This is a genomic window from Leifsonia sp. Root112D2 (assembly GCF_001424905.1).
GTDB lineage: Bacteria > Actinomycetota > Actinomycetes > Actinomycetales > Microbacteriaceae > Root112D2.
Genome location: NZ_LMCU01000001.1, coordinates 350,047 through 372,069, shown reverse-complemented (window position 1 = coordinate 372,069; position 22,023 = coordinate 350,047). Strand labels below are relative to the sequence as shown.

The window sequence follows — 22,023 nt, the reverse complement described above, 5'->3', positions numbered from 1 at the left end:
CCCGCAACCATGAGTGATTCCCTCCGCGCGGCCTCGGTGTTCGAGCCGGGGCCGCCTCAGGGGTCGCAGTCGGTCGGGGATGGCGCGCTTCGCGTGTCATCCCCGGCCCCCCGGCGGCCCAAACGACGAGCTACGGATCGGCGCAAGCGACTCGAGATCGCGCTGCTCTCCGGCCCGGCGATCATCATGTTCGTCGGCTTCGTCATCTTCCCGGTCGTGCTCGCTGCGTACTACGGCTTCTATCGGTGGAAGGGCTTCGGGGCGCCAGTCGACTTCGTCGGCCTTGAGAACTACCGGGTCATTCTCAGCGACCCCGACTTTCACAATGTGCTGATACACAACGGCGCCATTGTGGTGCTGTCGCTGATCCTCCAGGGACCGGTGGCGATAGTGCTGGCGCTCCTGCTCAATCGCAAGTTCCGCGGACGGTCCATCGTGCGCGTTCTGATCTTCGTGCCGTACGTGATCTCCGAGGTCATCGTCGGCACCGGCTGGAGCCTGATGCTCCAGACATCCGGCGCCGTGAACGACCTGCTGCAGGGCATCGGACTCGGCGCGTTCAGAGCCGATTGGCTATCGAACCCCGACATCGCCATCTGGTCCCTGATGATCATCATCTCGTGGAAATACATCGGATTCGCCGTCATCCTGTTTCTCGCCGGCCTGCAAAGCATCCCCGAGGAACTGTTCGAGGCGGCAGCGATCGACGGCGCGAGCTATTGGCAGATCCAGCGCCGTATCACCCTCCCGCTGCTCGGACCGACGATCCGCATCTGGGCGTTCCTGTCGATCATCGGTTCTCTCCAGCTGTTCGACCTCGTCTACATCATCTGGGGCCAGTACATCGCCTCGACGGCTGGCGTCTCGACCATGGCGACATACATGGTCGCCAACGGACGCACCTCGGGCAACTACGGGTACGGCAACGCCGTGGCCGTTGTCATGTTCGTGATCTCGCTCATCATTGCGCTGATCTATCAACGGTTTGTATTGCGACGTGACACCGCGGGCGCACTCACAGAGAGGAAGAAGTGATGGCCGTCACGACGCTCACCCCTGCCCCCCTCCGGGCGCCGCGCGTGCGAGCTCGCAAGCGTGACGAGTGGGGAAGCCCGGTCGTCTACTTCATCTCGCTGGTGTTCATCGCGGGTTGCCTCGGTCCGGTGCTCTACATCGTGTTGGGCGGATTCCGCGACAATTCGCAGATCACCTCATCGCCCGCCGGATTGCCGAGCCCCTGGCGCATCGACAACTACCTGAACGTGCTGACGGGCTCGACGTTCTGGCAGGAGATCGGCAACTCCGCGATAGTCGGTCTCGCGACGACCTTCGGTGTTGTCGCTCTGGGGTTGATGGTGAGTTTTGTGCTTGCGCGCTACAGGTTCCGCGGGCGCGGCGCGATGTACTCCCTGTTCGCTGCCGGGCTGATGTTCCCGCTGACGGTTGCCATCACGCCGCTCTATATCCTCGTGAAGAATCTTGGGCTGATGAACAACCTGGGCGGTGTCATCCTGCCGCAGATCGCCTTCGGGCTGCCCACCACGGTGATCATTCTCGTACCGTTCCTCAGGGCCATTCCCGATGAAATTGAGGAGGCGGCGTCGATCGACGGCGCGAGCCGCCTCGGTTTCTTCTTTCGCATGGTTCTTCCGCTGTCGGTTCCCGGCGTCGTGACCACCGGCATCCTCGCGTTCATCGGCAGCTGGAACAGCTACCTGCTTCCGCTGTTCATCCTGAATGATCAGGCGACGTTCACCCTGCCGCTCGGCGTGCAGGCCTTTGCATCGCAGTATTCTGTCGATACGGCAAAAGTTCTGGCATTCACGTCACTGTCGATGATTCCGGCCCTGATCTTCTTCGCGATATTCCAACGTCGCATCGTCGGCGGATTGACCGGCGCGGTCAAGGGGTGAGCAGTCACCTTCGAGACCGAACGCATGTCAGCACGCCGAGGAATAATTCTCGTACCCGCCAGAGAAACCAGCGAAAGCGAAGAGTGAAGTGACGGTTGCAGTGCCGGCGATGCCGGATGCGTCTCAGCGCGTGCGCGCGCTGCTTGCGCAGATGACCCTCGAGGAGAAGCTGGCCCAGATCGTGGGCTACTGGCTCGACCAGAACGGTGTGGCGGCGCCAATGCAGCGCGAGATGGCGGCGGGCCAGAGGCCGTCGGGCGACCTCGCCGAGGTGACCCGCCACGGGCTCGGGCAGTACACGCGGGTCTACGGCACGCGCCCGGTCGAGCCCGCGGAGCGCGCGGAGTGGTTGTGGGGTGAGCAGCGGCGTCTCAAACGCGAGACGAGGCTGGGCATCCCCGCCCTCGTGCACGAGGAATGCCTGACCGGTCTTGCCGCGTGGAAGGCGGCGACCTTCCCGACGCCGCTGGCCTGGGGCGCCGCATTCGACCCCGAGCTGGTCGGCGAGATGGCGCGTGCCATCGGCGATTCCATGAAGCAGCTCGGCATTCACCAGGGTCTGGCGCCGGTGCTCGATGTCGTGCGCGACCCGCGATGGGGCAGGGTCGACGAGTGCATCGGCGAAGATCCCTATCTGGTGGGCACCGTCGGCACCGCGTACGTGCGCGGGCTGCAGGATGCGGGCGTTCACGCGACGCTCAAGCACTTTCTCGGCTACTCGGCGTCGACTTCCGGGCGCAACCACGCGCCGGTGCGGGCCGGATCGCGGGAGATCGCGGATGTCTTTCTGCCGCCCTTCGAGATGGCCATACTCGATGGCGGGGCCAGGTCGGTGATGAACTCGTACACCGACATCGACGGCGTGCCGATGGCCGCCAACGGCGAGTACTTCACCGAGCTGTTGCGTGAACGGCTGGGGTTCGATGGCGTCGTGGTCGCGGACTATTTCGCCGTGTCCTTTCTTGAGGTGATGCACGCTGTCGCGGCCAACCGTGGCGAGGCCGCGGCGCTCGCGCTCGAGGCCGGCATCGACATCGAGCTGCCGACGGGAGACGCCTACCTGCAACCGCTCGCCGATCGCATTCGTGCCGGTGATTTCGACGAGGCATACGTCGACCGGGCCGTGTTGCGTGCACTCACGCAGAAGGAGCAGCTGGGCCTTCTCGACGCCGATGCTTACGAAGACGACCCGCCGAGCGAGATAGATCTTGATTCGCCGCGTCACCGCGAATTGGCGCGCCGTCTCGCCGAGGAGTCTGTTGTGCTGTTGTCGAATGACGGTGTGCTGCCGCTCGGGGCACGCGAGAGCCCTCTGACGAAGCTTGCCGTCATCGGTCCCAACGCGCATCGCGCCGAGGCGCTGCAAGGCTGCTATTCCTTCGCCAACCACGTGCTCGCAGGGCATCCGGACCTGCCGCTCGGCTTCACGATTCCCACCGTGCTCGAGGCGCTTCCGGATGCGTTCGGTGCGGCTTCTCTCGCCATGCCGGAGATTGTTTACGCGGAGGGCTGCACCGTCGAGGACGACGATGAATCCGGATTCGCCGCGGCCGTGCAGGCTGCTGCCGCTGCCGAGCTCGCGATAGTCGTCGTCGGCGACCAAGCCGGACTTTTTGGTCGCGGCACCGTGGGCGAGGGCAACGACTCCGATTCGCTCGAACTGCCCGGCGTGCAGCGCCGACTCGTCGAGGCGGTCGTCGCGACAGGGACGCCCGTGGTCATGGTGATGCTGACGGGGCGCCCCTACGCCGTGGGCTGGGCGCTTGACGGTGCTGGCGCCAGGCCGAGCGCCGTGCTGCAGGCGTTCTTCCCGGGGGAGGGTGGCGGTCTCGCTATAGCGGACATCATCACCGGCCGGGTCAACCCCTCCGGGCGCCTGCCGGTTTCGATGCCTCGCTCGACCGGCGCGCAGCCGTACTCGTATCTGCACCCGATTCTGGGCGGCCCTTCCGATGTCACCGCCACCGATTCGACGCCGCTGCGCCCGTTCGGCTTCGGGCTCTCGTACACCTCTTTCGGCTACTCGGAGCTTGAGGTGCAGGCATCCACCCCCGCGGGCGGCGTCTTCAGCGCGTGCGTGACGGTGACCAACACGGGTCATACGCGCGGTTCGGACACCGTGCAGCTCTACGGTCACGATGTGCAGGGCAGCATCACGCGGCCGGTGGCGCAACTGCTCGGTTATGCACGTGTGCAGCTCGACGCTGGCGCGTCCGTGCGCCTGGAGTTCTCGGTGCCGACGACTCGATTCGCCTTCAGCGATCGTCGCATGGTCAAGATCGTGGAGCCGGGAGACGTTCAGGTGTGGGTCGCGTCGCACGCCGAGGCATCTGCGCGCGCGGACGCGGCAGACGCATCCGCCGGCGCGATTGTCAGTGAGCGACCAGCGACGGCCAGAACGATTGCCGGGTCTGCGACCCCCCGCGCGACTCTCTCGATCACCGGGCACGTGCACGAAGTGACGACGGCGGATCTGCGCGCGGTGAGCGTGCGCGCTCACGCGGGGGCGGTCGCCGTTCCGCAGTAGGCCGCCACGGTTCGGCTCAGCATGGGTAGAGGTGCCCATCGCGCCTTCGCACGATTTCGACGAACATGGCAACCGCATCGCGTCGAGGTGAGACCGGTGCGTGGGGAGATGATTCGTGAGTACTCGGTCGTGGCACACAAGACTCATCGTTGCTCTCTGCTGCGCCGCGATGCTGGCCGGGGCGACAACGCTTGCGACCGGCGTCGCACCGGCGGCGGCCGGTACGCCCCAGGCGAAGCCTCACGACGTGCCGCTCGCGGGCACCTTCGCGTACCGGGCCTTTGACCTGCCTGACGGAAAGCTGATTCACGGCGCCATTCATGCGGTCGTGCGAATACCGGGCGGGACCGCTGTGTTCTACTCGATGGGCGGTGCGGGGGCAGACTCGGGGGCCGCCATGCCAAGGATCGGCCTCGCGAGTCAGTTTCGGCCTCTGGATGCCTGGGCGGTCGGCATCGTCGACGCGAAGGACATGACGTACTACATGCCCATGGTGGCGAAATCGGGCGAGTGCCTGTGCAGCAGTGTGTCGGAGATTTCCGTCACTCATGCGAAACCCAATGTCGGGTGGGCGGTGCTGCCCCCCTTGCCCAAGGGACTCACTCACGTGACCGTCTCCATCGGCTTCCGCGCGCAGATCACGAATGTTCCCGTGACCACCGAACTGCCGAAGCCGATCGTCGACTCGCGGGCGGTGACGCTCGACCGCGGCTGGCCGAAGCTCCCGAGTTCAAACACCATCGCATCCGCAGATGCGGCATTGTCCACACGAGAACTCACCAGCAATATCGCGGACCCGGAGGCCACCGTCAGCACGAGTGAAAAGAAGGTCTCCGTCGCGCTGAACTCCGATGTGCTCTTCGCCGTCGACCAGTCGGTCCTGACACCCCGGGCGCGGCAGACCCTCAAGGACACCGCCGCGAAGATCAACAAGAATGCGACAGGCGTCGTTTCGATCGTCGGTTACACGGACGACACCGGAACAACCGCGCATAACCAGACCCTCTCGGAGGCCCGCGCTCAGTCCGTGCTGAGTGCGCTGCAACCGCTCGTGACGAACACCGGCGTCACGCTGAAGGTGTCTGGCCTGGGCGAACAGAACCCGGTCGCCGACAACGGCACGGATGTCGGCAGGCAACTCAACAGGCGAGTAACGGTGACGATGTCGACGGAAGGAAACTGATGCGGCCGGCAACCTTGGCTCATCCCCAGAGCGTCCGGATGCGCGTCGTCGCGAGTATCGCCGCCGCGTGCATTGCTGCTCTGGCTCTGACCGCATGCACGAGCGCGCCCAGCTCGCACTCCACGCCGACGCCGACGCACGGCCACGGCCTGTCGGCAAAGGAGGCGATCGCAAAGATCATGGCGGCCGACGACACCGCGAAAGCCATCGCATCTGCGAACGGCACCATCGCCGCGGGCGGCAAGGAAACCCCTTCTGCCGTCGTCGCCGACATCCTCGAGATCGAGGCGCTGCCAGACTCGACGGTGCTGACCTGGCGGCTGAAAAGCGCGAACGGTGAGGCGGCCGCGACGAACTCGTTCCAGGTGTCGAAGCCCCCGTTCCTCGATACCCGGTACATCGGACTCGTCGACGGCTCAACGAAGAAGATCTACTACGCGTATACGTACGCGCCCGCCAACGCCGCGGACGGCGCCGACAACGGATGCCTGTGCTCGGGTATTCCAGACGAGGTCGGCACCCCGGGCACTGTGCTGCACTCCGTGATGCCACCACTGCCGTCATCGCTCACCACGGTCGACGTCACGATCCCCGGGTTCGAGGCGATCACCGGGGTGACGGTGACACGCGGCTGAGTCGCGCCAACCTCACCGCGCGGATGGCAGAGAGGCTCTAGGCCGGCCAGTCCGCCACGAGGTGCTCGGCGACGCGGAAGGCGTTCGCCACGATCGTCAGCGTGGGGTTGACGCTGCCGTTCGTGGGATGCAGCGACGAGTCACACACGACAACGCGCCGCGCTCCGTGCACCCGACCCCACGGGTCGGTGGCCGAGGCAGCCGGGTCAACACCCATGCGCGCCGTGCCGCAGGAGTGCTCTCCCGCGGCCGAGGCCGTGGCGGTGCCGACCGAGCGTCGCACATCGCGAGCTCCCGCTGCTTCGAGCCACTGCGCGCCGGCCGCAGCCATGCCCTCCTCGACCTGAACGGATGCCCAGTGCACGTTCTTGCGCAAGGCAGCTCCCGGGCGCCCCCAGCGGTCGCGCACCCCGTCGGCGAGCGTGACACGTGAGGTGGCCAGTGGAATCTCCTGCCCCATGCCGAACACACCGAATGCGCGCGCGCGATCGCCGCGCATCCACTCCTTGTGTGCGGCGCCCCACGCCGGCACGTCCGGCATCGAGGGCGATGCGGCGGATGTCAGCGGCAACAGGCTCATCAGGTCGACGATCACACCGCCGCCCCACGGGATGCTGTCGGCGTGCACATGATCGAGGGTCGCCACCGAGTGCCCAGGACCGATGAACTGCTTCACAGGATTCTGAACCGTTCCGAGCATCGTCACGAAACGGTGATCGTGAAGATTGCGACCCATCACGTCGTTGCCGATGCCGCTGGCCAGCAGCAGCCGCGGCGTCTCGACGGCGCCGGCCGACACCACAATGACGGCGGCGCGCACGGTCACCTCGATCGGGTGAGTCGAGGCATCCGCCATGATCGTGACCCCGGCGATGTCGGCTTTGTCGCGCACCTCGACGACCTCGGAGTCGTACAGCACGTCGCACCGCCCCGTAGCGACAGCGCGCGGAATGAAAGTGTTGTTCGAGCCGTTCTTGGCGTTCACCGGGCACGCGTGTCCGACGCACTGCGGGCAGCGCACGCACGCGGGCCTGCCGTCGTGTGGCACGCTGTTGATCGCCAGCGGAATCGGACCCCAGCCCCAGCCGAGCGCATCGGCGGCCGCGCCCAGCAGTTCGCGGGCGGGCTCTGTGCCCATCGGCGGCATCGGATAGCCGGCCGAGCGCGGCGTGCGGCGGGTGAGTCCGCCCTCGGCGCCCGAGACCCCGAGTTCCTGCTCCGCGCGTGAGTAGTACGGTTCCATCTCGTCGTAGTCGACCGGCCAGTCGGCCAGCGAGGCGCCGTCGGGGTTGCCGTAGACGCTCGCCATGCGAAAGTCGTCGGGCATGAAACGCCACGCCATTCCCTGCCACACGCGTGTGCCGCCACCGAGCGCATCCGCGTTCAATCCGTAGACGTTAGCATCCCCGTCGCCGTCGACGACGAGCTCTTCGTCGGGCAGCAGCGCGACGCGCGGATGCCCCGGCCCCGGCCCCACGGACGAGGCGTACACGGCGTTGCGCTTGCCGTGCAGGTGGTCGCCGCGCAGCGCGGCATTCGGCAACTGCCGCGCACGCTCCACGAGCAGAACGTGCTTGCCCGCCTGCGTGAGCACCTGGGCGGCAACGCCGCCGCCCGGTCCGCTGCCCACGATGACGGCGTCGTACTCGCGCTTGACGCGATCGGAGCGGATGCCCGCAATCGCCTCGGGTTCAATGGGCACGACTCCCTCGGGCACGGCCCGGAACCCCACCATCGGCAGCCCGATCGGCGTGCGCTGTTCAACTGCGGACGACATTGCTGCTGACGAGGACGACGCGTAATAGCCCTCCCAGCAAATCCTGCGCAGCGCGGCGAACTCGGCGGCGCTCTCGGGCGAGTGCTCGAGCGAGCCGAGAATGGCATCCTGCTGTGCGTCGTCGAGTTCGGCGAACGTCGCGTCGTGCGCCGTGGCCATCGTGTCCAGTCGGGAGGCCAGTGCCGACAGCAGCGTCGTTGCCCACCGCAGCTCGTGGCGAGCGCTCACCAGGTACGCGCCGACTCCGCCCTCCCATCCACCTGGCCAAGCATCGGCCGGGATCACCCGGTCAATAGCGGCACGGATTGTCGGGGAGACGGCCGGGTTGCCGGAGGTTGTGGAATCGTTACAGGGGTCACTTCCCTGCAAGCGATCCCCCGATTCCGCCGACGCTGAAGTACTTGTTGAGCACGGAGAAGATGATGATCGGCGGCAGCATCATGATCACCGCGACGGCCATCACCAGACCCCAGTTGGCCTGGTTCTGCTGGAAGAAGGTCTGCAGGCCTATCGGGAGCGTGTAGTTCTCATCGGAACGCAGGAACACGACGGCGACCAGATAGTCGTTCCAGGCGAGCAGGAACGAGAAGATCGCCGTGGAGAGAACTCCCGGCAGCGAGTTGCGCAGCACCACGCGCGTGAAGCTGCCGAACACGGAGCACCCGTCCATCCACGCCGCCTCTTCCAGCGTGATGGGAATCGAGTCGAAGTAGGCGGCCATCATCCACACCGCCACCGACATCGTTGAGCCCACGTAGATGATGGTGATACCCGCCAGGTTGTCGACCAGCCCGAGCTGGGCGAACAGGATGAACAGCGGGATCACGGCGGTGACGATCGGCAGCGACTGCACGATGAAGAGCACCAGCGAATACCCGGAGACCAGCTTGCTGCGTCCCCGGGAGAGCACGTACCCGGCGGGCGCCGCCACGGCGACGGCAACCACCACCGTCACGAGGGTGACGGTGAGGCTGTTGCCCAGCCAGGTTCCCACCGAGGTCGCACTGAAGACTTTGCCGAAGTTCTCGAAGGTGAGGCCGGTGGTAGTGCTGCCCAGCGACGGTTCGAGCGAGAGCAGAAAGACGGCGAGGATCGGCGTGAGCACGACGGCCGTGATGACCAGGATGCCTAAGAACCGCCACCATTTGCCGCGTTCCTGTGCCTGCGTCAGCGTGCGGCGCTTGCCCGAGATGACCCCGACCTGGAGTGTTCCCGTGATCGGCACATTGGTTGTGTCGGCGCTCATTCGACGCTCACCTTTCGAATCTGGCGGTACAACGCCGTCGCGATGACCACGAGTACGAGGGTCATGAGGAAGGCGATGGCGACACCGGGGCCGGTCTGGAAGTTCTGGAACACGGTGGTGTACGCCAGCACGACGAGCGACTGGGTGGCGTTCACGGGCCCTCCTCCGGTGAGAAGGAAGATGGTCGGGAAGTCGTTGACGCAGAAGATGGTCATCAGGATCCAGCTGATGTACGTCGACCGCGAGATGATCGGAAGCGTAATCTGCCGGAAGGTCTGCCAGCTCGACGCGCCGTCCACCTTGGACGCCTCATAGACGTTGGTGTCGACGGAGGCGAGCGCCGAGGACATCATCATCATCATGAAGGGAAAGCTGATCCACACCTTGAAGACGCAGACGGTTACCTGGGCCAGAACCGGGTCGGCCAGGAACAACACGTTTCCGAAGCCGAGTGCGTGGAAGAGGATCGGCAACGGGGACTGCGGTGTGGCCACCAGCCAGTTCCACGAGGTGGCGGAGACGACGACCGGAACGACCCATGGCAGCAGCAGCAGCACTTTGAAGACGCCGTTCGCCGGGATGCGGGTGCGCAGCAGCAGCGACAGCGCGAGGCCGACGGCCCAGCTGCCGAAGACGCCGGTGACGGTGAAGATGAGGGTGAACAGGGCTGAGTGCCAGAATGCCGGCGACTGCAGCACGTTCACGTAGTTCATGAGCCCGACGAAGTTGCCGGCGCTGAGCAGATCCCCGTTGCGCAGCGACTGCAGGCCGGCGTAGATGACCGGGTAGAGGTTGAGCAGCACCAGCAGAATAAGCGAGGGGAGCGCAAAGAGAAGCAACACCCGCGCGTGCGACGTGGTGCGTTTGCGGCTGCGCGCACTGGGCGGCCGACCCGACCCGGCGACACCGACGCCTCTTCGTGCCTTGTTCAGCGCTCCGGCCACGGACTCTGACGACATGTACTTCTCCTTCGAAGGGTCAAGCGGTGAGAAAATCGGGTGGGCCCCGCTTTCGCTGGGGGCCCACCCGATCCTGCTCGTTACTTCATCAAGCCTTCGATCGAGGTCTGCAACTTGGTCAGGGCCGACTTCGCGTCGGTCTTGCCGCCGAGGATCGACTGTGTGAATGTGAGCATCGGAGCGGTTCCGTCCACCGTGTTGGCGATGTTGTAGAACAGCCCGTCTCCGCCGGGAGCCGCCCAGGTCTTCAGGATGGGCTGCCAGTCGCTCAGGATCTTCACGTTGTTCGCGTTGGCCTTGAACTCGCTGGTGTCAGCGATGGACTTCAGCGGAGGAAGGCCGATGCCGGTGTTCTTGGTCCACAGCGGGGCCATGTTCTTGTAGTAGTACGTGAGAAACGCCTCGGAACCCTTCTGGCTCGGGGTGTTCTTGTACATCATGATGTTGTTCGGGAAGTACAGGCCGCCCTTCTTGCCGCTCGGGCTGGTGAGCGGGTCACCGACGACCAGGTCGCCGGAGACATCGCCAACGGCGCCGGCGGGCAGGCCTGCGCCGTCCCAGCCGAAGCCGAACTTCTTCGCCTTCCACTGCGCCTGCACGTTGTCGCTTGTGTAGGTGGCTGATGCCGGGTCGCTGTATCCGGCCTTCACCAGGCCGAGGACGAACTCCATGGCCTCGATGTTCTCCGGGGTGACACAATCCGGCTTCTTGTCGGCGTTGAACAGACCGCCGCCGTTGTTGATCATGAACGCCGTGAGGATGTGGCTTCCGGTGAAGCTGCCAGCACCGGAGCCGAGACCGAACCCGTAGACGCCATTCTTCTTGAGCGCAGCGCAGACATTCTGGTAGTCATCCCAGCTCTTCGGCGATTCAACGCCTGCCTGCTGCATGAGCGTCTTGTTGTACCACGAAATGCGCACGTCGAGGTTGTACGGCACCGCCGCATAACCGTTGTCGGTCTTCATCGCATCGATCAGGCCGGGGAGGAAGTCGTCGTATAGACCATCTTTCTTCCAGCTCTCCAGCACGTCGTCCGCGTAGGCGATCTTGCCCTGGTTGGCAAACTGGAACGCCTGGGTTCCACCGCCCGAGCTCACGGCCGGGCCGGTGTTGGATGCGACGGCCGAGGAGAACGTCTGGGTGAAGTTCGCCCACTGGATCTCCTGGTATGTCGCCGAGGGCAGCCCGCTCTTCGGCTTGTATGCCACCGTGATCTTCTTGTCGAGAGGGTTGAACTCTGTTCCGCCCCACGGCATGTTCCAGAACTTGAGCGGCTTGCCGCCGCCACCGCCGCCTCCTCCACCGCCGGTGGAGCATGCGGCCAGAACAGCGGTCGCTACCGCGCCCGCCGAAACGCCGATGAAACTGCGCCGAGTAAATGCAGCGCCTGTGGATTGGGGAGCCATGACAGTTTCCTTCCGAATCGCCGATATCAACTCGCGCGACCCTATTCGTCTTTGAATGCAAGCGGTGTGCCGATGGTACTAAAGGTTTCGTGCTCGACGGGATTAGTATTCCGCGACCAGGTAGAGAAGTCAACTGTTTTTGATGGCCGGGGCGTCGCCATGAGGCGGCCAACCTTCTGGAAGAGAGCGCTTTCACGGTAGCGCTGAAGAGGTCACAACGTGGTGAGGAACCCTGAAACGCCGCTAACATGAGCGCATGAGTGAACAAAAGGTTTCGTCGCGTCGCGCGACGCTTGCCGAAATCGCACTCGACGCATCCGTCTCAATGTCCACGGTTTCGAAGGTGTTGAACGGGCGCTCAGGCGTTTCCGACCCGGTGAGGGCGCGGATCGAGGGCCTGTTGCATTCCTCTGGTTACAGCAGGCGGGGTGCAGAGCAGTCGCAGGCGCGACTGCTCGAGCTGGTGTTCCAGAATATCGACAGTGAGTGGTCGCTCGCGATCATCCGCGGTGTCGACCGGGTCGCCAGGGAGCACGGCATGAGCGTCGTGCTGACCGAAAGCGGCGATCGTCATTCGCCTGCCGCCGACTGGATCGAAGGCGTCTTGAAGCGCCGACCGCTCGGCGTCATTCTTGTCTTCTCCGATCTGTCTGCCGACCACAAACGACGGCTGCGAACCCGCGACATCCCTTTCGTCGTGGTCGATCCGGCGGGAGACCCCGCTCCGGATGTTCCGTCGATCGGTTCCGCGAACTGGGCAGGTGGCTTGATGGCCACCCGCCACCTTCTGGAACTGGGTCATCGCAGGATAGGTGTCATCACCGGTCCCGAGGACATGATGTGCTCGCGAGCCCGTGTCTCCGGATATCGCGCGGCACTCGACGAGGTCGGCATCCCGATCGACCCGGCGCTGGTGGTGCCGGGAACGTTCCACTATTCCGACGGAGTGGAGGGCGGCGAACGCCTCTTGCGCGCCGCTGACCGCCCGACGGCCATCTTCGCGGGAAACGACCTGCAGGCGTTCGGGGTATACGAGGCTGCGCGAAACCTGGGGCTCTCGGTGCCAGACGACGTTTCGATCGTCGGTTATGACGACATCCCGTCTGCGCGGTGGGTCGGGCCGGCACTGACAACCGTGCGTCAGCCTCTCGCGGAGATGGCGGAACAGGCCACCCGACTGGTACTTGCCCTTCGCGACGATCCCGGCCGCGGGGCGGCTCGGCTCGACCTCGCGACGAGCCTCGTGGTGCGGGGAAGCACGGCGCCACCGGCCGCTCAGAAGCCTCTACGATAGATTTCGGACGTCATCGCAAAAGCTTGCGTAATTCGCTCTCGCGGCATTAGCGTGGCCGGGCGAGCGTTCACGCGCCGCGCGGCGCCGATCACCGTGAAACGAAGGGGTATCCACCATGAATCGACCGGTGTTGCGGGTGGCCATGATCGGTTACGGCTTCATGGGAGCGGCTCACTCGCAGGGGTGGCGAGTTGCACCGCGATTCTTCGACCTTCCATTCGAGCCTCGCATGTCGGTGATTGTGGGCCGCGACGCGGCTCGCGTCGAGGCGGCTCGTGAGAAGTTCGGCTGGGAGAGCGCCGCAACCGACTGGCGCGAGGTCGTCGCCCGCGAAGACATTGACGTCATAGACATCTGCACGCCCGGCGACTCACACGTCGAGATCGCCCTCGCCGCGCTCGAGGCGGGTAAGCATGTGCTGTGCGAGAAGCCGCTGGCCAACACCGTCGAGGAGGCAGAACGCATGACCCTGGCCGCCGAGAAGGCGGCAGAGCACGGCGTGCGCGCGATGGTCGGGTTCAGCTATCGGCGCGTGCCCGCGGTCGCCTTCGCCCGCCAGCTCATCGGCGACGGCCGGCTGGGCACGATCCGCCAGGTGCGCGCGCAGTACCTGCAGGACTGGCTGGTCGACGAGGATGGCCCGATGACCTGGCGCCTCGACAAAGACCGTGCCGGATCGGGATCGCTCGGCGACATCGGCGCCCACGCGATAGACATGGTGCAGTATCTGACCGGCACAGTTCTCGATTCGGTCAGCGGCACCATGCACACCTTTGTCACCGAGCGGCCGCTCCTGGGCGAGTCCGTCGGGCTCAGCGGCACCGCATCGGATGAGCGTGGCCGGGTGACCGTTGACGATGCGGCCTGGTTCACGGCCCGCCTCTCAGGCGGCGCCATTGGGTCGTTCGAGGCGACACGCTTCGCGACAGGGCGCAAGAACGCGCTTCGGGTCGAAATCAGCGGATCGGCTGGCGCTCTCGCGTTCGACCTCGAGTCCATGAACGAACTGCAGTTCTACGACGCAACCGAGCCGGCCGGGCAGCAGGGATTCAAGCGCATCATTGTCACCGAGCCGGAACATCCGTACATGGATTCGTGGTGGCCGACCGGCCACGCGCTCGGTTACGAGCATGCGTTCTCCCACGAGGTGCGAGACTTCGTGCTCGATATCGCTGCTGGTCGCGAGCCTTCCCCGTCGTTCGCGGACGGCCTGCAGGTGCAGCGGGTGCTCGCGGCGGTTGAGCGCAGCGCTGCCGACGGAAGCGCCTGGACGTCGACCGTCCCCTCAACACGAAAGTAAGGAACCACTGATGACACGACCTATCACGCTTTTCACCGGACAATGGGCCGACCTGCCTTTTGAGGAGGTGGCGCGGCTCGCCGGCCAGTGGGGCTACGACGGTTTGGAGATCGCCTGTTGGGGCGACCACCTGGACCCGTGGCGTTGGGACGACGACGAATACGTGCAGGGCAAAAAAGCGGTTTTGGAGAAGAACGGCCTGGGCGTATGGGCGATCTCCAACCACCTCAAGGGCCAGGCGGTGTGTGACGACCCGATCGATCAGCGGCACCGGGAGATTCTCAGTGACAGGGTCTGGGGCGACGGCGATCCCGAGGGCGTGCGGCAGCGTGCGGCCGAGGAACTGAAGAACACGGCGCGGCTGGCGGCCAAACTGGGTGTGAAGACCGTCACGGGCTTCACCGGATCCTCGATCTGGAAGTATGTGGCAATGTTTCCGCCGGCCTCGCAGGCGATGGTCGACGCGGGCTATCAGGATTTCGCCGATCGCTGGAACCCCATCCTCGACGTGTTCGACGAGGTGGGGGTGCGGTTCGCGCACGAGGTGCACCCGAGCGAAATCGCGTACGACTACTGGACGACGGTGCGCGCGTTGGAGGCCATCGGTCATCGTGAAGCGTTCGGCCTGAATTGGGATCCGAGTCACATGGTGTGGCAGGACATTGATCCGGTGAGCTTTCTGTGGGACTTCAAGGACCGCATCTACAACGTGCACGTGAAGGACACCAAGAAGCGCATGAGCAACGGCCGCAATGGCCGCCTGGGCTCGCACCTGGCCTGGGCGGATCCGCGGCGTGGCTGGGACTTCATCTCGACCGGTCACGGTGACGTGCCGTGGGAGAACGCCTTCAGGATGCTGAATGCCATCGACTACCAGGGGCCGTTGTCTGTCGAGTGGGAAGACGCCGGCATGGATCGCCTCGTCGGTGCGCCCGAGGCACTGGAGTTCGTGAAGCGACTGGCGTTCGAGGCTCCGGATGCCGCGTTCGACAGCGCGTTCAGCACCAAATAGGAATCGGCCGCACCGCGGCTCAGAGCAGCAGAGAGCAATCATGACCTCGAATGACGCAACACGTCAGGCGCTGATAGTGCGCGGCGGATGGGACGGACACCAGCCCGTCGAAACGACGGACTCGATGATTCCCTTTCTCGAGCGCAACGGCTTTGCCGTTCGCGTCGAGGAATCGACGGCGATCTACGCCGACGCCGATTACCTGGCGACGGTGGACCTGATTTTGCAGGTCAACACGATGTCGACGATCGAGAAGGACGAGTTCGCCGGCCTGCAGGCCGCGGTGCTGAACGGTACCGGCATGGCGGGCTGGCACGGCGGCATCGCGGACTCATACCGCAACAACGCCGACTACCTGCACATGATCGGCGGACAGTTCGCCCATCACGCCGGGAAGGACCCGGCGGAACGCACGGGTGAGCAGTCGGACAACTATATTCCGTACACGGTACATATCTCGGAACTCGGCAAAACGCATCCGATCACTCAGGGTATCGATGACTTCGATCTCGTGACCGAGCAGTACTGGGTGCTGAGCGATGAGTACAACGACGTGCTGGCCACCACCACCCAGTCGGTGCGGCCGTGGGACGCGTGGAACCGTCCGGTGACGGCTCCCGCGATCTGGACCAGACAGTGGGGCAAGGGGCGCATCTTCGTCTCGGCGCCCGGGCACCGGCTGGAGATCATTGAGAATCCGAATGTGCGCACGATCATCGAAAGGGGACTGCTGTGGGCGGCCCGTTGAACATCGGCATCATCGGCGTCGGCAACATCAGCGCGCAGTACTTCGCTGAGCTGCCGAAGCTGCCCAATCTGAACCTCGTGGCGGTCGCCGACCTCGACACCGAGCGGGCCGCATCCGTCGCCGCGGAGCACGGCGTCGATGCGCTGAGCGTTGACGACCTCCTCATCGATCCACGCGTGGACGTGGTGCTCAACCTGACCATTCCGGCCGCCCACGTGCAGATTGCGCTGCGGGCGCTGGCCGCAGGCAAGCACGTCTACGGCGAGAAGCCACTCGCGCTCACCACGGCGGAGGCCGCCCCGATGATCGAGTACGCGGCCACGGCCGGCCTGCGCGTCGGCAGTGCGCCCGACACGGTTCTCGGCACCGGAATCCAGACGGCACGCGCGGTGCTCGACTCGGGTCGCATCGGCACGCCGGTGGGCGCCTCGGTGCATTGGAGTGCGCCGGGACACGAACTGTGGCATCCGGCCCCCGCGTTCTACTACCAGAACGGCGGCGGTCCACTGTTCGACATGGGGCCGTACTACCTGACGAGTCTGGTGACCTTCTTCGGACCCGTCGTGCGGGTATCGGGCAGCGTCGCTCGTTCGTCACGGGAACGCACTGTAGCCACGGGTCCGAACGCGGGCACGCCCATTCCGGTCGACATCGACACGCATGTCACGGCGATTCTCGAACACGCGAACGGGGTCATCTCTACCGTCACCGTCAGCTTCGAGGTGTGGGCGACGCGGGCGCCGCTTTTCGAGATCTATGGCACGGCCGGCACGATAGCCGTTCCCGACCCCAACCGATTCTCGGACGTCGTCTCTGTGGCGACCGCCGAAGACCGCGAGTGGCATGAGGTTGACACCGAAGCCGGCTACGCGGATGCCGGGCGCGGCTTCGGCCTTGCCGACATGGCGCGCGCGATCGAGACCGACCGCCCGCACCGCGCATCCGGTGAGCTCGCCTTCCACGTGCTCGAGATCATGGAGGCCGTCATCCGCGCCGGCCACGAGCACACCGTGATCGACCTGACGAGCACGGTGGAGCGCCCCGAGCCGGTCGCTCTCGGAAGCCTGCCGGAATCCTGGTGATGCAGTGAAGGGCGGGCACGCGAGAGTGCCCGCGCGAGGGCGAACGCCGCAGGGCGTTATGGTCTGTACATGTCCTCCGATCGTGATCTGACGGCGCCGCGGCCCGTCGCATCCGGTGGAACGACGGATCAGTTGCGGCGCAACAATCTCTCCAGCATTCTCACGCTCGTGCATCGCGAGGGTGCGCTCTCGCGTGCCGAGATCACCCGGCGCACCGGTCTGAACCGGTCGACCGTCGGGGCGTGCGTTGCCGACCTCAGCGCGCTCGGGCTCGTCTCTGAAAGCATGCCGGAGTCCGGCGCTCGGGCGGGGCGCCCGAGCCCTATCGTGCAGGCGAGCAGCTCGGTCGTGACGATCGCCGTCAACCCCGAGGTCGACGCGATTCACATCGGCGTCGTGTCGCTGGGCGGGCACGTGCTGCGGCGCATTCGGCTCGATGCGGATGCCGTGCTCTCGGTCGCGGACGTCGTCACGCGCGCATCCGCTGCCATCGCGGGATTGGTTTCGGGGTACGAGAGCTCGCAGCACGTTGTGGGAATCGGGGTGGCCGTTCCCGGCCAGGTTCGGCTCTCTGACGGCCAGGTGCGTGAGGCCACGCACATGGACTGGGTCGAGGAGCCGCTTGCCGAGATGCTCCAGCAGCGCACGGGCTTTCGTACCTGGGCCGCCAACGCCGCCATTCTCGGCATGCGCGCCGAGAGCGTGTTCGGTGCAGGCCGCGGCATCGACGACCTGGTCTATTTCATCGGCGGCGCGAGTGGCGTGGGTGGCGGCGCCGTCACGGGCGGGCAATGGGTCACCGGAGCGGCAGGGTACGCGGGCGAGTTCGGCCACACCTTCGTGCGCAGCCACGGCACGGTCTGCCACTGCGGCGCGCGCGGATGCCTCGAGGCCGAGGTGACACAGCAACGGCTTCTTGAGGCGGTCGGTCTGGCATCCACCGAGGCGGAACGACTCGAAGAGCGACTGGGCTCCAGCACGGATACCGCGGTGCGGGCGGTGGTGAGCGAGGATGTCGAGTTGCTCGGCATAGCGGTGCGCAACGCGATCAACGTGTTCAACCCGAGCGTCGTGGTGCTCGGCGGATACCTTGATGCGCTGTACCGTTCGCGCAGGGAGCAGGATGACGGCTGGGACCTCTCGCGGGCAGCGATTCGCTCGGCGCGGGAGAGCGTGCGCATCGAAAGCGCGGCGCTCGGCGTCGACCAGCTCATGATCGGCGCGGGCGAGCTCGCCTTTGCCGAGTTGCTGGCCGACCCGGCACGCTGGAGCTAGGACTCCGACTCCGTCCGCCGAGTTTGGGATCTGTGCGGGATGCGTGCTGCGCAACTCACACAGATCCCGAACTCGAGGAGTCACGACGCCGCGCGCCCGAGGTAAGGGCACGGGGTTTGTTGGTGGGTCACACAATATGGCGAGAATCCTGTTCGGTCATGGCCAAATGGGTGCTGGCACTCGTGAAATGACTTGCGCGGCGGCATCCGTTGTGCTTATGTTGTCGTCATCAACAAATTGCATCGGAGTGGCTGCCAGCCTGCATCGCGCATCCGCTCCACTACAAGGAGGTATTCGATGCGTAAGAGGCATCTCGCATTCGGGACCATGGTGGTCGTGGGGGCCATGCTCCTCGCCGGCTGCACCAGCGGTTCCGGCGGCAACGGCAGTGACGGCGGCGGGGACAAGGTCAACACCAGCCCCGACGGCAAGGGTAAGACTCTCACCCTGTGGGACTACGAAGACGACACCAGCGCCATGGGCATCGCCTGGAACGCGGCGATCAAGCAGTTCGAATCCGAGACCGGCGCCAAAGTGAAGTTCGAGGCGAAGGCCTTCGAGCAGATTCGCACCACGGCGAGCCAGGTGCTCAACTCCGACAAGGCACCCGACATTCTCGAGTACAACAAGGGCAACGCCACGGCCGGTCTCATCTCCAGCCAGGGCCTGCTCAGCAACCTGAACTCGGCCGTCAAGGCATACGGCTGGGACAAGAAGCTCGCGCCGAGCCTGCAGACCACGGCCAAGTACAACGACAAGGGCATCATGGGCTCGGGCAACTGGTACGGCGTGCCCACCTATGGCGAGTACGTCGAGGTCTACTACAACAAGGCCATGTTTGCGAAGTACGGCATCGCCGTGCCGAAGACGTTCGCGGAGTTCGAGGCAGCGCTGGCGAAGTTCAAGGACAACGGCATCACGCCGCTCGCCGAATCTGCTGCGGAGTACCCGCTCGGCCAGCTCTGGTACCAGCTCGCGCTGACCAAGGCGGATCGCAACTGGGTCAATGCGTACCAGACCTACACCGACCCGGTCGACTGGCAGGGCAAGGAGATCAGCTATGCCACTCAGACCATCAAGGACTGGCAGACCAAGGGCTACATCTCGAAGGATGCCACGGGGCTGAAGGCGGAAGACGCGGGAACCGCGTTCGAGGCGGGCAAATACCCGATCTTCTTCTCGGGCAGCTGGTGGTACGGCCGCTTCACGAATGAGATCAAGAACTACGACTGGGGAACCTTCCTGTTCCCCGGCACCACGATGTCGCCCGGTTCCGCCGGCAACATGTGGGTCGTTCCCGAGAACGCCAAGAACAAGGATCTGGCATACAAGTTCATCGACATCACGATGAGCCCCAAGATCCAGGCACTCATGGGCAACAACGGCGGCATCCCGGTGGCGGCAAACTCGGCCGACATCACGGACCCCAAGAGCAAGGAGTTGATCGACAACTTCAACACGCTCTCCAAGCAGGATGGCATCGCCTTCTACCCCGACTGGCCCACCCCCACCTTCTACGACCAGCTGAACGCGGGCCTGCAGGAGCTGTTGAACGGCACCAAGTCGGCGAAGGACGTCAACACCGAGCTCGGCACCGAGTACGAAGCCGGCATCAAGGGCGTCAAGTAGGCGCCAGACGCCGCGCTGTCGTTCTCGTACAGCCGTCGTCGCACGGGTGCCCGGTCATCAGACCGGGCACCCGTGCACACCTTCACATGAAAGGCATGACACCGTGACAACTCTCTCCGCGCCGCGCACGCGCCCGGCGAAGAAGTCGCGTCCAAGCGACAGCCTGCTGCCGGCGAGCGGGCGTGGTGGGTTCTGGTGGTATCTGGTTCCCGGTTTCGTACTGCTGACCGTGGTCATCCTGGTGCCGCTGGTCTGGAACATCTACCTGAGCTTCACCTCCTACCGCGGCATCCGCCCGCCCATCTGGATCGGCGGAGACAACTGGGTGCAGCTGTTCGGCGACAGTGTCTTCTGGACCTCGTTCCTCAACAGCATCGCCATGATCGTGGCGATGGTGGTGCTGCCGACCCTGCTCGGCCTCGTGCTCGCCGCGATGCTCTTCGACCTGATCGGTCGCAAATTCGGCGGCAAACTCGCCAGCTTTCTGCGCGCCACGTACTACCTGCCGCAGATTCTTCCCGTGGTGATCGCCGCCATCGTGATCGGCTGGATCCTGCGGCCGAGCGACGGCGCGCTGAACAACATCCTGCACGCGATAGGCCTCGGCGGTCTCTCGCACAACTGGCTCGGCAGCCCGGATACGGCGCTGGCCAGCATCATGGTTGTGATGGTCTGGGTGCAGCTCGGCTACCCGGTAGTGATCTTCATGGCTGCGCTGCAACGCGTGGATCCCGAGCTCTACGAGGCCGCCGAACTCGACGGCGCCAACTGGTTCCAGCGCTTTCGAGCGATCACGGTGTCGATCATTCGCCCGGAGATCTTCGTGGTGACCCTCACCTGCACCATCGCCGCACTCAAGGTCTTCGGCCCCATCTACGCCCTGACCCGAGGCGGCCCCGGCACCTCGACCATCGTGCCGAGCTACTACTCGTACAGCGAGTTCTTCCAGACCCAGCAGGTGGGCTACGGCGCCACCATCGCTACGGCCCTCACGGTGATCATCATCATCGTCTCCATCCTGTTCATCCTCGCGCAGAACCGCGCGGAGAAAGCCGAGCGAGGAATCTGATGTCCACCTCGAACACCCTGAAAGCCGGCACGACGACGACGGATGCGCGCCGTTCCGACCGCCGCGCTCCCGATCCGGCGGCCCGCGTTCTGCACAAGCAGAAGCCCAGGCGCACCGTCACCGACTACGTGATCCTGATCGTGGCCATCATCATCGCCATTCTGATCGCGGCGCCGTTCCTCTTGATCCTGGTCAACTCCTTCAAGTCGCCCGCCGACTACAGCGCGGGCGGTCCGCTGACGCTGCCGAAGGCGCTCGACTTCGACAGCATCGTGAACTTCTGGACCCGCGTCGACTTTCCGCTGAAGCTGTGGAACAGCATCTTCATCAGCGGTCTTGTCTCGATCTTCGCCGTCGTCATCTCGGTGCTCAACGCCTTCGCACTCGGCATCGGCCGGGTCAAGGCCCGCACCTGGATCATCGTGCTGTTCCTGCTGGCCAACATGATTCCGCAGGAGGCGCTGCTTTACCCGCTGTACATCATGTTCAAGCAGGTGGGCCTCTACGACAACGTGTGGTCGATCATCATCATCTTCACGGTGATCCAGAGCGCGTTCGGCACCTATCTGCTCTCGAGCGTGTACGGCACCTTCCCCAAGGAGATTCTGGAGGCTGCCTCGCTCGACGGCGCGAACCGCTGGAAGATCCTGTGGCGGGTCATCGTGCCGATCAGCCGGCCGACGCTCTCCGTTCTGCTGATCTTCTTCTTCATCTGGACGTGGAACGAATTCCTCATCCCGCTGACATTCCTGATCAGCAACGACAACCAGACCGTGCCGGTGGCTATCACCGCGCTGCAGGGCCAGCGGCTGATGGATGTGACGACCACGAGCGCATCCGCCCTGCTGGGACTGATTCCGACGCTCATCTTCTTCCTCATCTTCCAGCGCACGCTGACGCGCGGCATCACCGCGGGCGCGGTCAAGTAGCACAGCAACTCTCAGCAACGCACAAAGCTCCACCGAAAG

General features: G+C 65.0%; 18 protein-coding genes. 14 read left to right on the top strand and 4 right to left on the bottom strand.

Translation table 11 applies throughout. The annotated features are described in order from the left end of the window. Nucleotides 1-9 precede the first annotated feature (9 nt). From ASC63_RS01640 to ASC63_RS01620, 5 genes are all read left to right on the top strand, one after another. Entirely contained in the window at nucleotides 10-1,035 is a 1,026-nt protein-coding gene (locus ASC63_RS01640; RefSeq protein WP_055809077.1) for a carbohydrate ABC transporter permease, read from the top strand. Next, on the top strand, nucleotides 1,035-1,913 hold the full coding sequence (locus tag ASC63_RS01635; RefSeq protein ID WP_055809075.1) for a carbohydrate ABC transporter permease: 879 nt from the start codon (nucleotides 1,035-1,037) through the stop codon (nucleotides 1,911-1,913). Before ASC63_RS01640 ends, ASC63_RS01635 begins: the two co-directional genes overlap by 1 nt. 109 nt (nucleotides 1,914-2,022) lie before the next feature. After that, nucleotides 2,023-4,440 carry a beta-glucosidase family protein gene (locus ASC63_RS01630; RefSeq protein WP_055814631.1) on the top strand — a complete coding sequence of 806 codons (2,418 nt, stop codon included), beginning with the start codon at nucleotides 2,023-2,025 and terminating at the stop codon, nucleotides 4,438-4,440. A gap of 115 nt (nucleotides 4,441-4,555) precedes the next feature. Then, nucleotides 4,556-5,623: an OmpA family protein gene (locus tag ASC63_RS01625; RefSeq protein WP_157487538.1), complete on the top strand. Its 1,068-nt coding sequence runs from the start codon at nucleotides 4,556-4,558 to the stop codon at nucleotides 5,621-5,623. Then, a complete protein-coding gene (locus tag ASC63_RS01620) occupies nucleotides 5,623-6,258 on the top strand; it encodes a hypothetical protein (RefSeq protein WP_157487537.1) in 636 nt (211 codons plus the stop codon). The genes ASC63_RS01625 and ASC63_RS01620 overlap by 1 nt, the downstream gene beginning before the upstream one ends. A gap of 37 nt (nucleotides 6,259-6,295) precedes the next feature. Here ASC63_RS01620 and ASC63_RS01615 read toward each other — a convergent pair whose 3' ends face one another. The 4 genes from ASC63_RS01615 to ASC63_RS01600 all read right to left on the bottom strand — a co-directional run bounded on the left by ASC63_RS01615 (nucleotide 6,296) and on the right by ASC63_RS01600 (nucleotide 11,646). Then, the gene (locus ASC63_RS01615; protein WP_082487036.1) at nucleotides 6,296-8,404 is read right to left on the bottom strand and encodes a GMC oxidoreductase; all 2,109 of its coding nucleotides are present in this window, start codon (nucleotides 8,402-8,404) and stop codon (nucleotides 6,296-6,298) included. Then, nucleotides 8,391-9,281 (bottom strand): carbohydrate ABC transporter permease, encoded by an 891-nt coding sequence (locus tag ASC63_RS01610; RefSeq protein WP_055809069.1) that lies wholly within the window; start codon nucleotides 9,279-9,281, stop codon nucleotides 8,391-8,393. Before ASC63_RS01610 ends, ASC63_RS01615 begins: the two co-directional genes overlap by 14 nt. Next, nucleotides 9,278-10,240, bottom strand: a complete 963-nt coding sequence (locus ASC63_RS01605; protein WP_055809067.1) for a carbohydrate ABC transporter permease — start codon at nucleotides 10,238-10,240, stop codon at nucleotides 9,278-9,280. The genes ASC63_RS01610 and ASC63_RS01605 overlap by 4 nt, the downstream gene beginning before the upstream one ends. An 80-nt stretch (nucleotides 10,241-10,320) precedes the next feature. Next, nucleotides 10,321-11,646: an ABC transporter substrate-binding protein gene (locus ASC63_RS01600; RefSeq protein WP_055809065.1), complete on the bottom strand. Its 1,326-nt coding sequence runs from the start codon at nucleotides 11,644-11,646 to the stop codon at nucleotides 10,321-10,323. A gap of 256 nt (nucleotides 11,647-11,902) precedes the next feature. Here ASC63_RS01600 and ASC63_RS01595 point away from each other — a divergent pair, with 256 nt between their 5' ends. From ASC63_RS01595 to ASC63_RS01555, 9 genes are all read left to right on the top strand, one after another. Next, the gene (locus ASC63_RS01595) at nucleotides 11,903-12,940 is read left to right on the top strand and encodes a LacI family DNA-binding transcriptional regulator (protein WP_055809063.1); all 1,038 of its coding nucleotides are present in this window, start codon (nucleotides 11,903-11,905) and stop codon (nucleotides 12,938-12,940) included. 142 nt (nucleotides 12,941-13,082) lie between these two features. After that, on the top strand, nucleotides 13,083-14,240 hold the full coding sequence (locus tag ASC63_RS01590; RefSeq protein ID WP_055814628.1) for a Gfo/Idh/MocA family protein: 1,158 nt from the start codon (nucleotides 13,083-13,085) through the stop codon (nucleotides 14,238-14,240). 10 nt (nucleotides 14,241-14,250) lie between these two features. Beyond that, entirely contained in the window at nucleotides 14,251-15,252 is a 1,002-nt protein-coding gene (locus ASC63_RS01585; RefSeq protein ID WP_055809062.1) for a sugar phosphate isomerase/epimerase family protein, read from the top strand. Nucleotides 15,253-15,292: 40 nt separating this feature from the next. Beyond that, on the top strand, nucleotides 15,293-16,000 hold the full coding sequence (locus ASC63_RS01580) for a ThuA domain-containing protein (RefSeq protein WP_055809060.1): 708 nt from the start codon (nucleotides 15,293-15,295) through the stop codon (nucleotides 15,998-16,000). Beyond that, nucleotides 15,985-17,082 (top strand): Gfo/Idh/MocA family protein, encoded by a 1,098-nt coding sequence (locus ASC63_RS01575; protein WP_055809057.1) that lies wholly within the window; start codon nucleotides 15,985-15,987, stop codon nucleotides 17,080-17,082. Before ASC63_RS01580 ends, ASC63_RS01575 begins: the two co-directional genes overlap by 16 nt. 69 nt (nucleotides 17,083-17,151) lie before the next feature. After that, the gene (locus ASC63_RS01570; protein WP_055809055.1) at nucleotides 17,152-18,357 is read left to right on the top strand and encodes an ROK family transcriptional regulator; all 1,206 of its coding nucleotides are present in this window, start codon (nucleotides 17,152-17,154) and stop codon (nucleotides 18,355-18,357) included. Nucleotides 18,358-18,654: 297 nt separating this feature from the next. Continuing rightward, nucleotides 18,655-19,986, top strand: coding sequence for an ABC transporter substrate-binding protein (locus tag ASC63_RS01565; protein ID WP_055809053.1), 1,332 nt, complete (start codon nucleotides 18,655-18,657; stop codon nucleotides 19,984-19,986). A gap of 163 nt (nucleotides 19,987-20,149) precedes the next feature. After that, nucleotides 20,150-21,055, top strand: coding sequence for a carbohydrate ABC transporter permease (locus tag ASC63_RS01560; RefSeq protein WP_442915060.1), 906 nt, complete (start codon nucleotides 20,150-20,152; stop codon nucleotides 21,053-21,055). Then, complete coding sequence (locus ASC63_RS01555; RefSeq protein ID WP_082487034.1) at nucleotides 21,055-21,984, top strand: carbohydrate ABC transporter permease; 930 nt, start codon at nucleotides 21,055-21,057, stop codon at nucleotides 21,982-21,984. The genes ASC63_RS01560 and ASC63_RS01555 overlap by 1 nt, the downstream gene beginning before the upstream one ends. Nucleotides 21,985-22,023 lie beyond the last annotated feature (39 nt).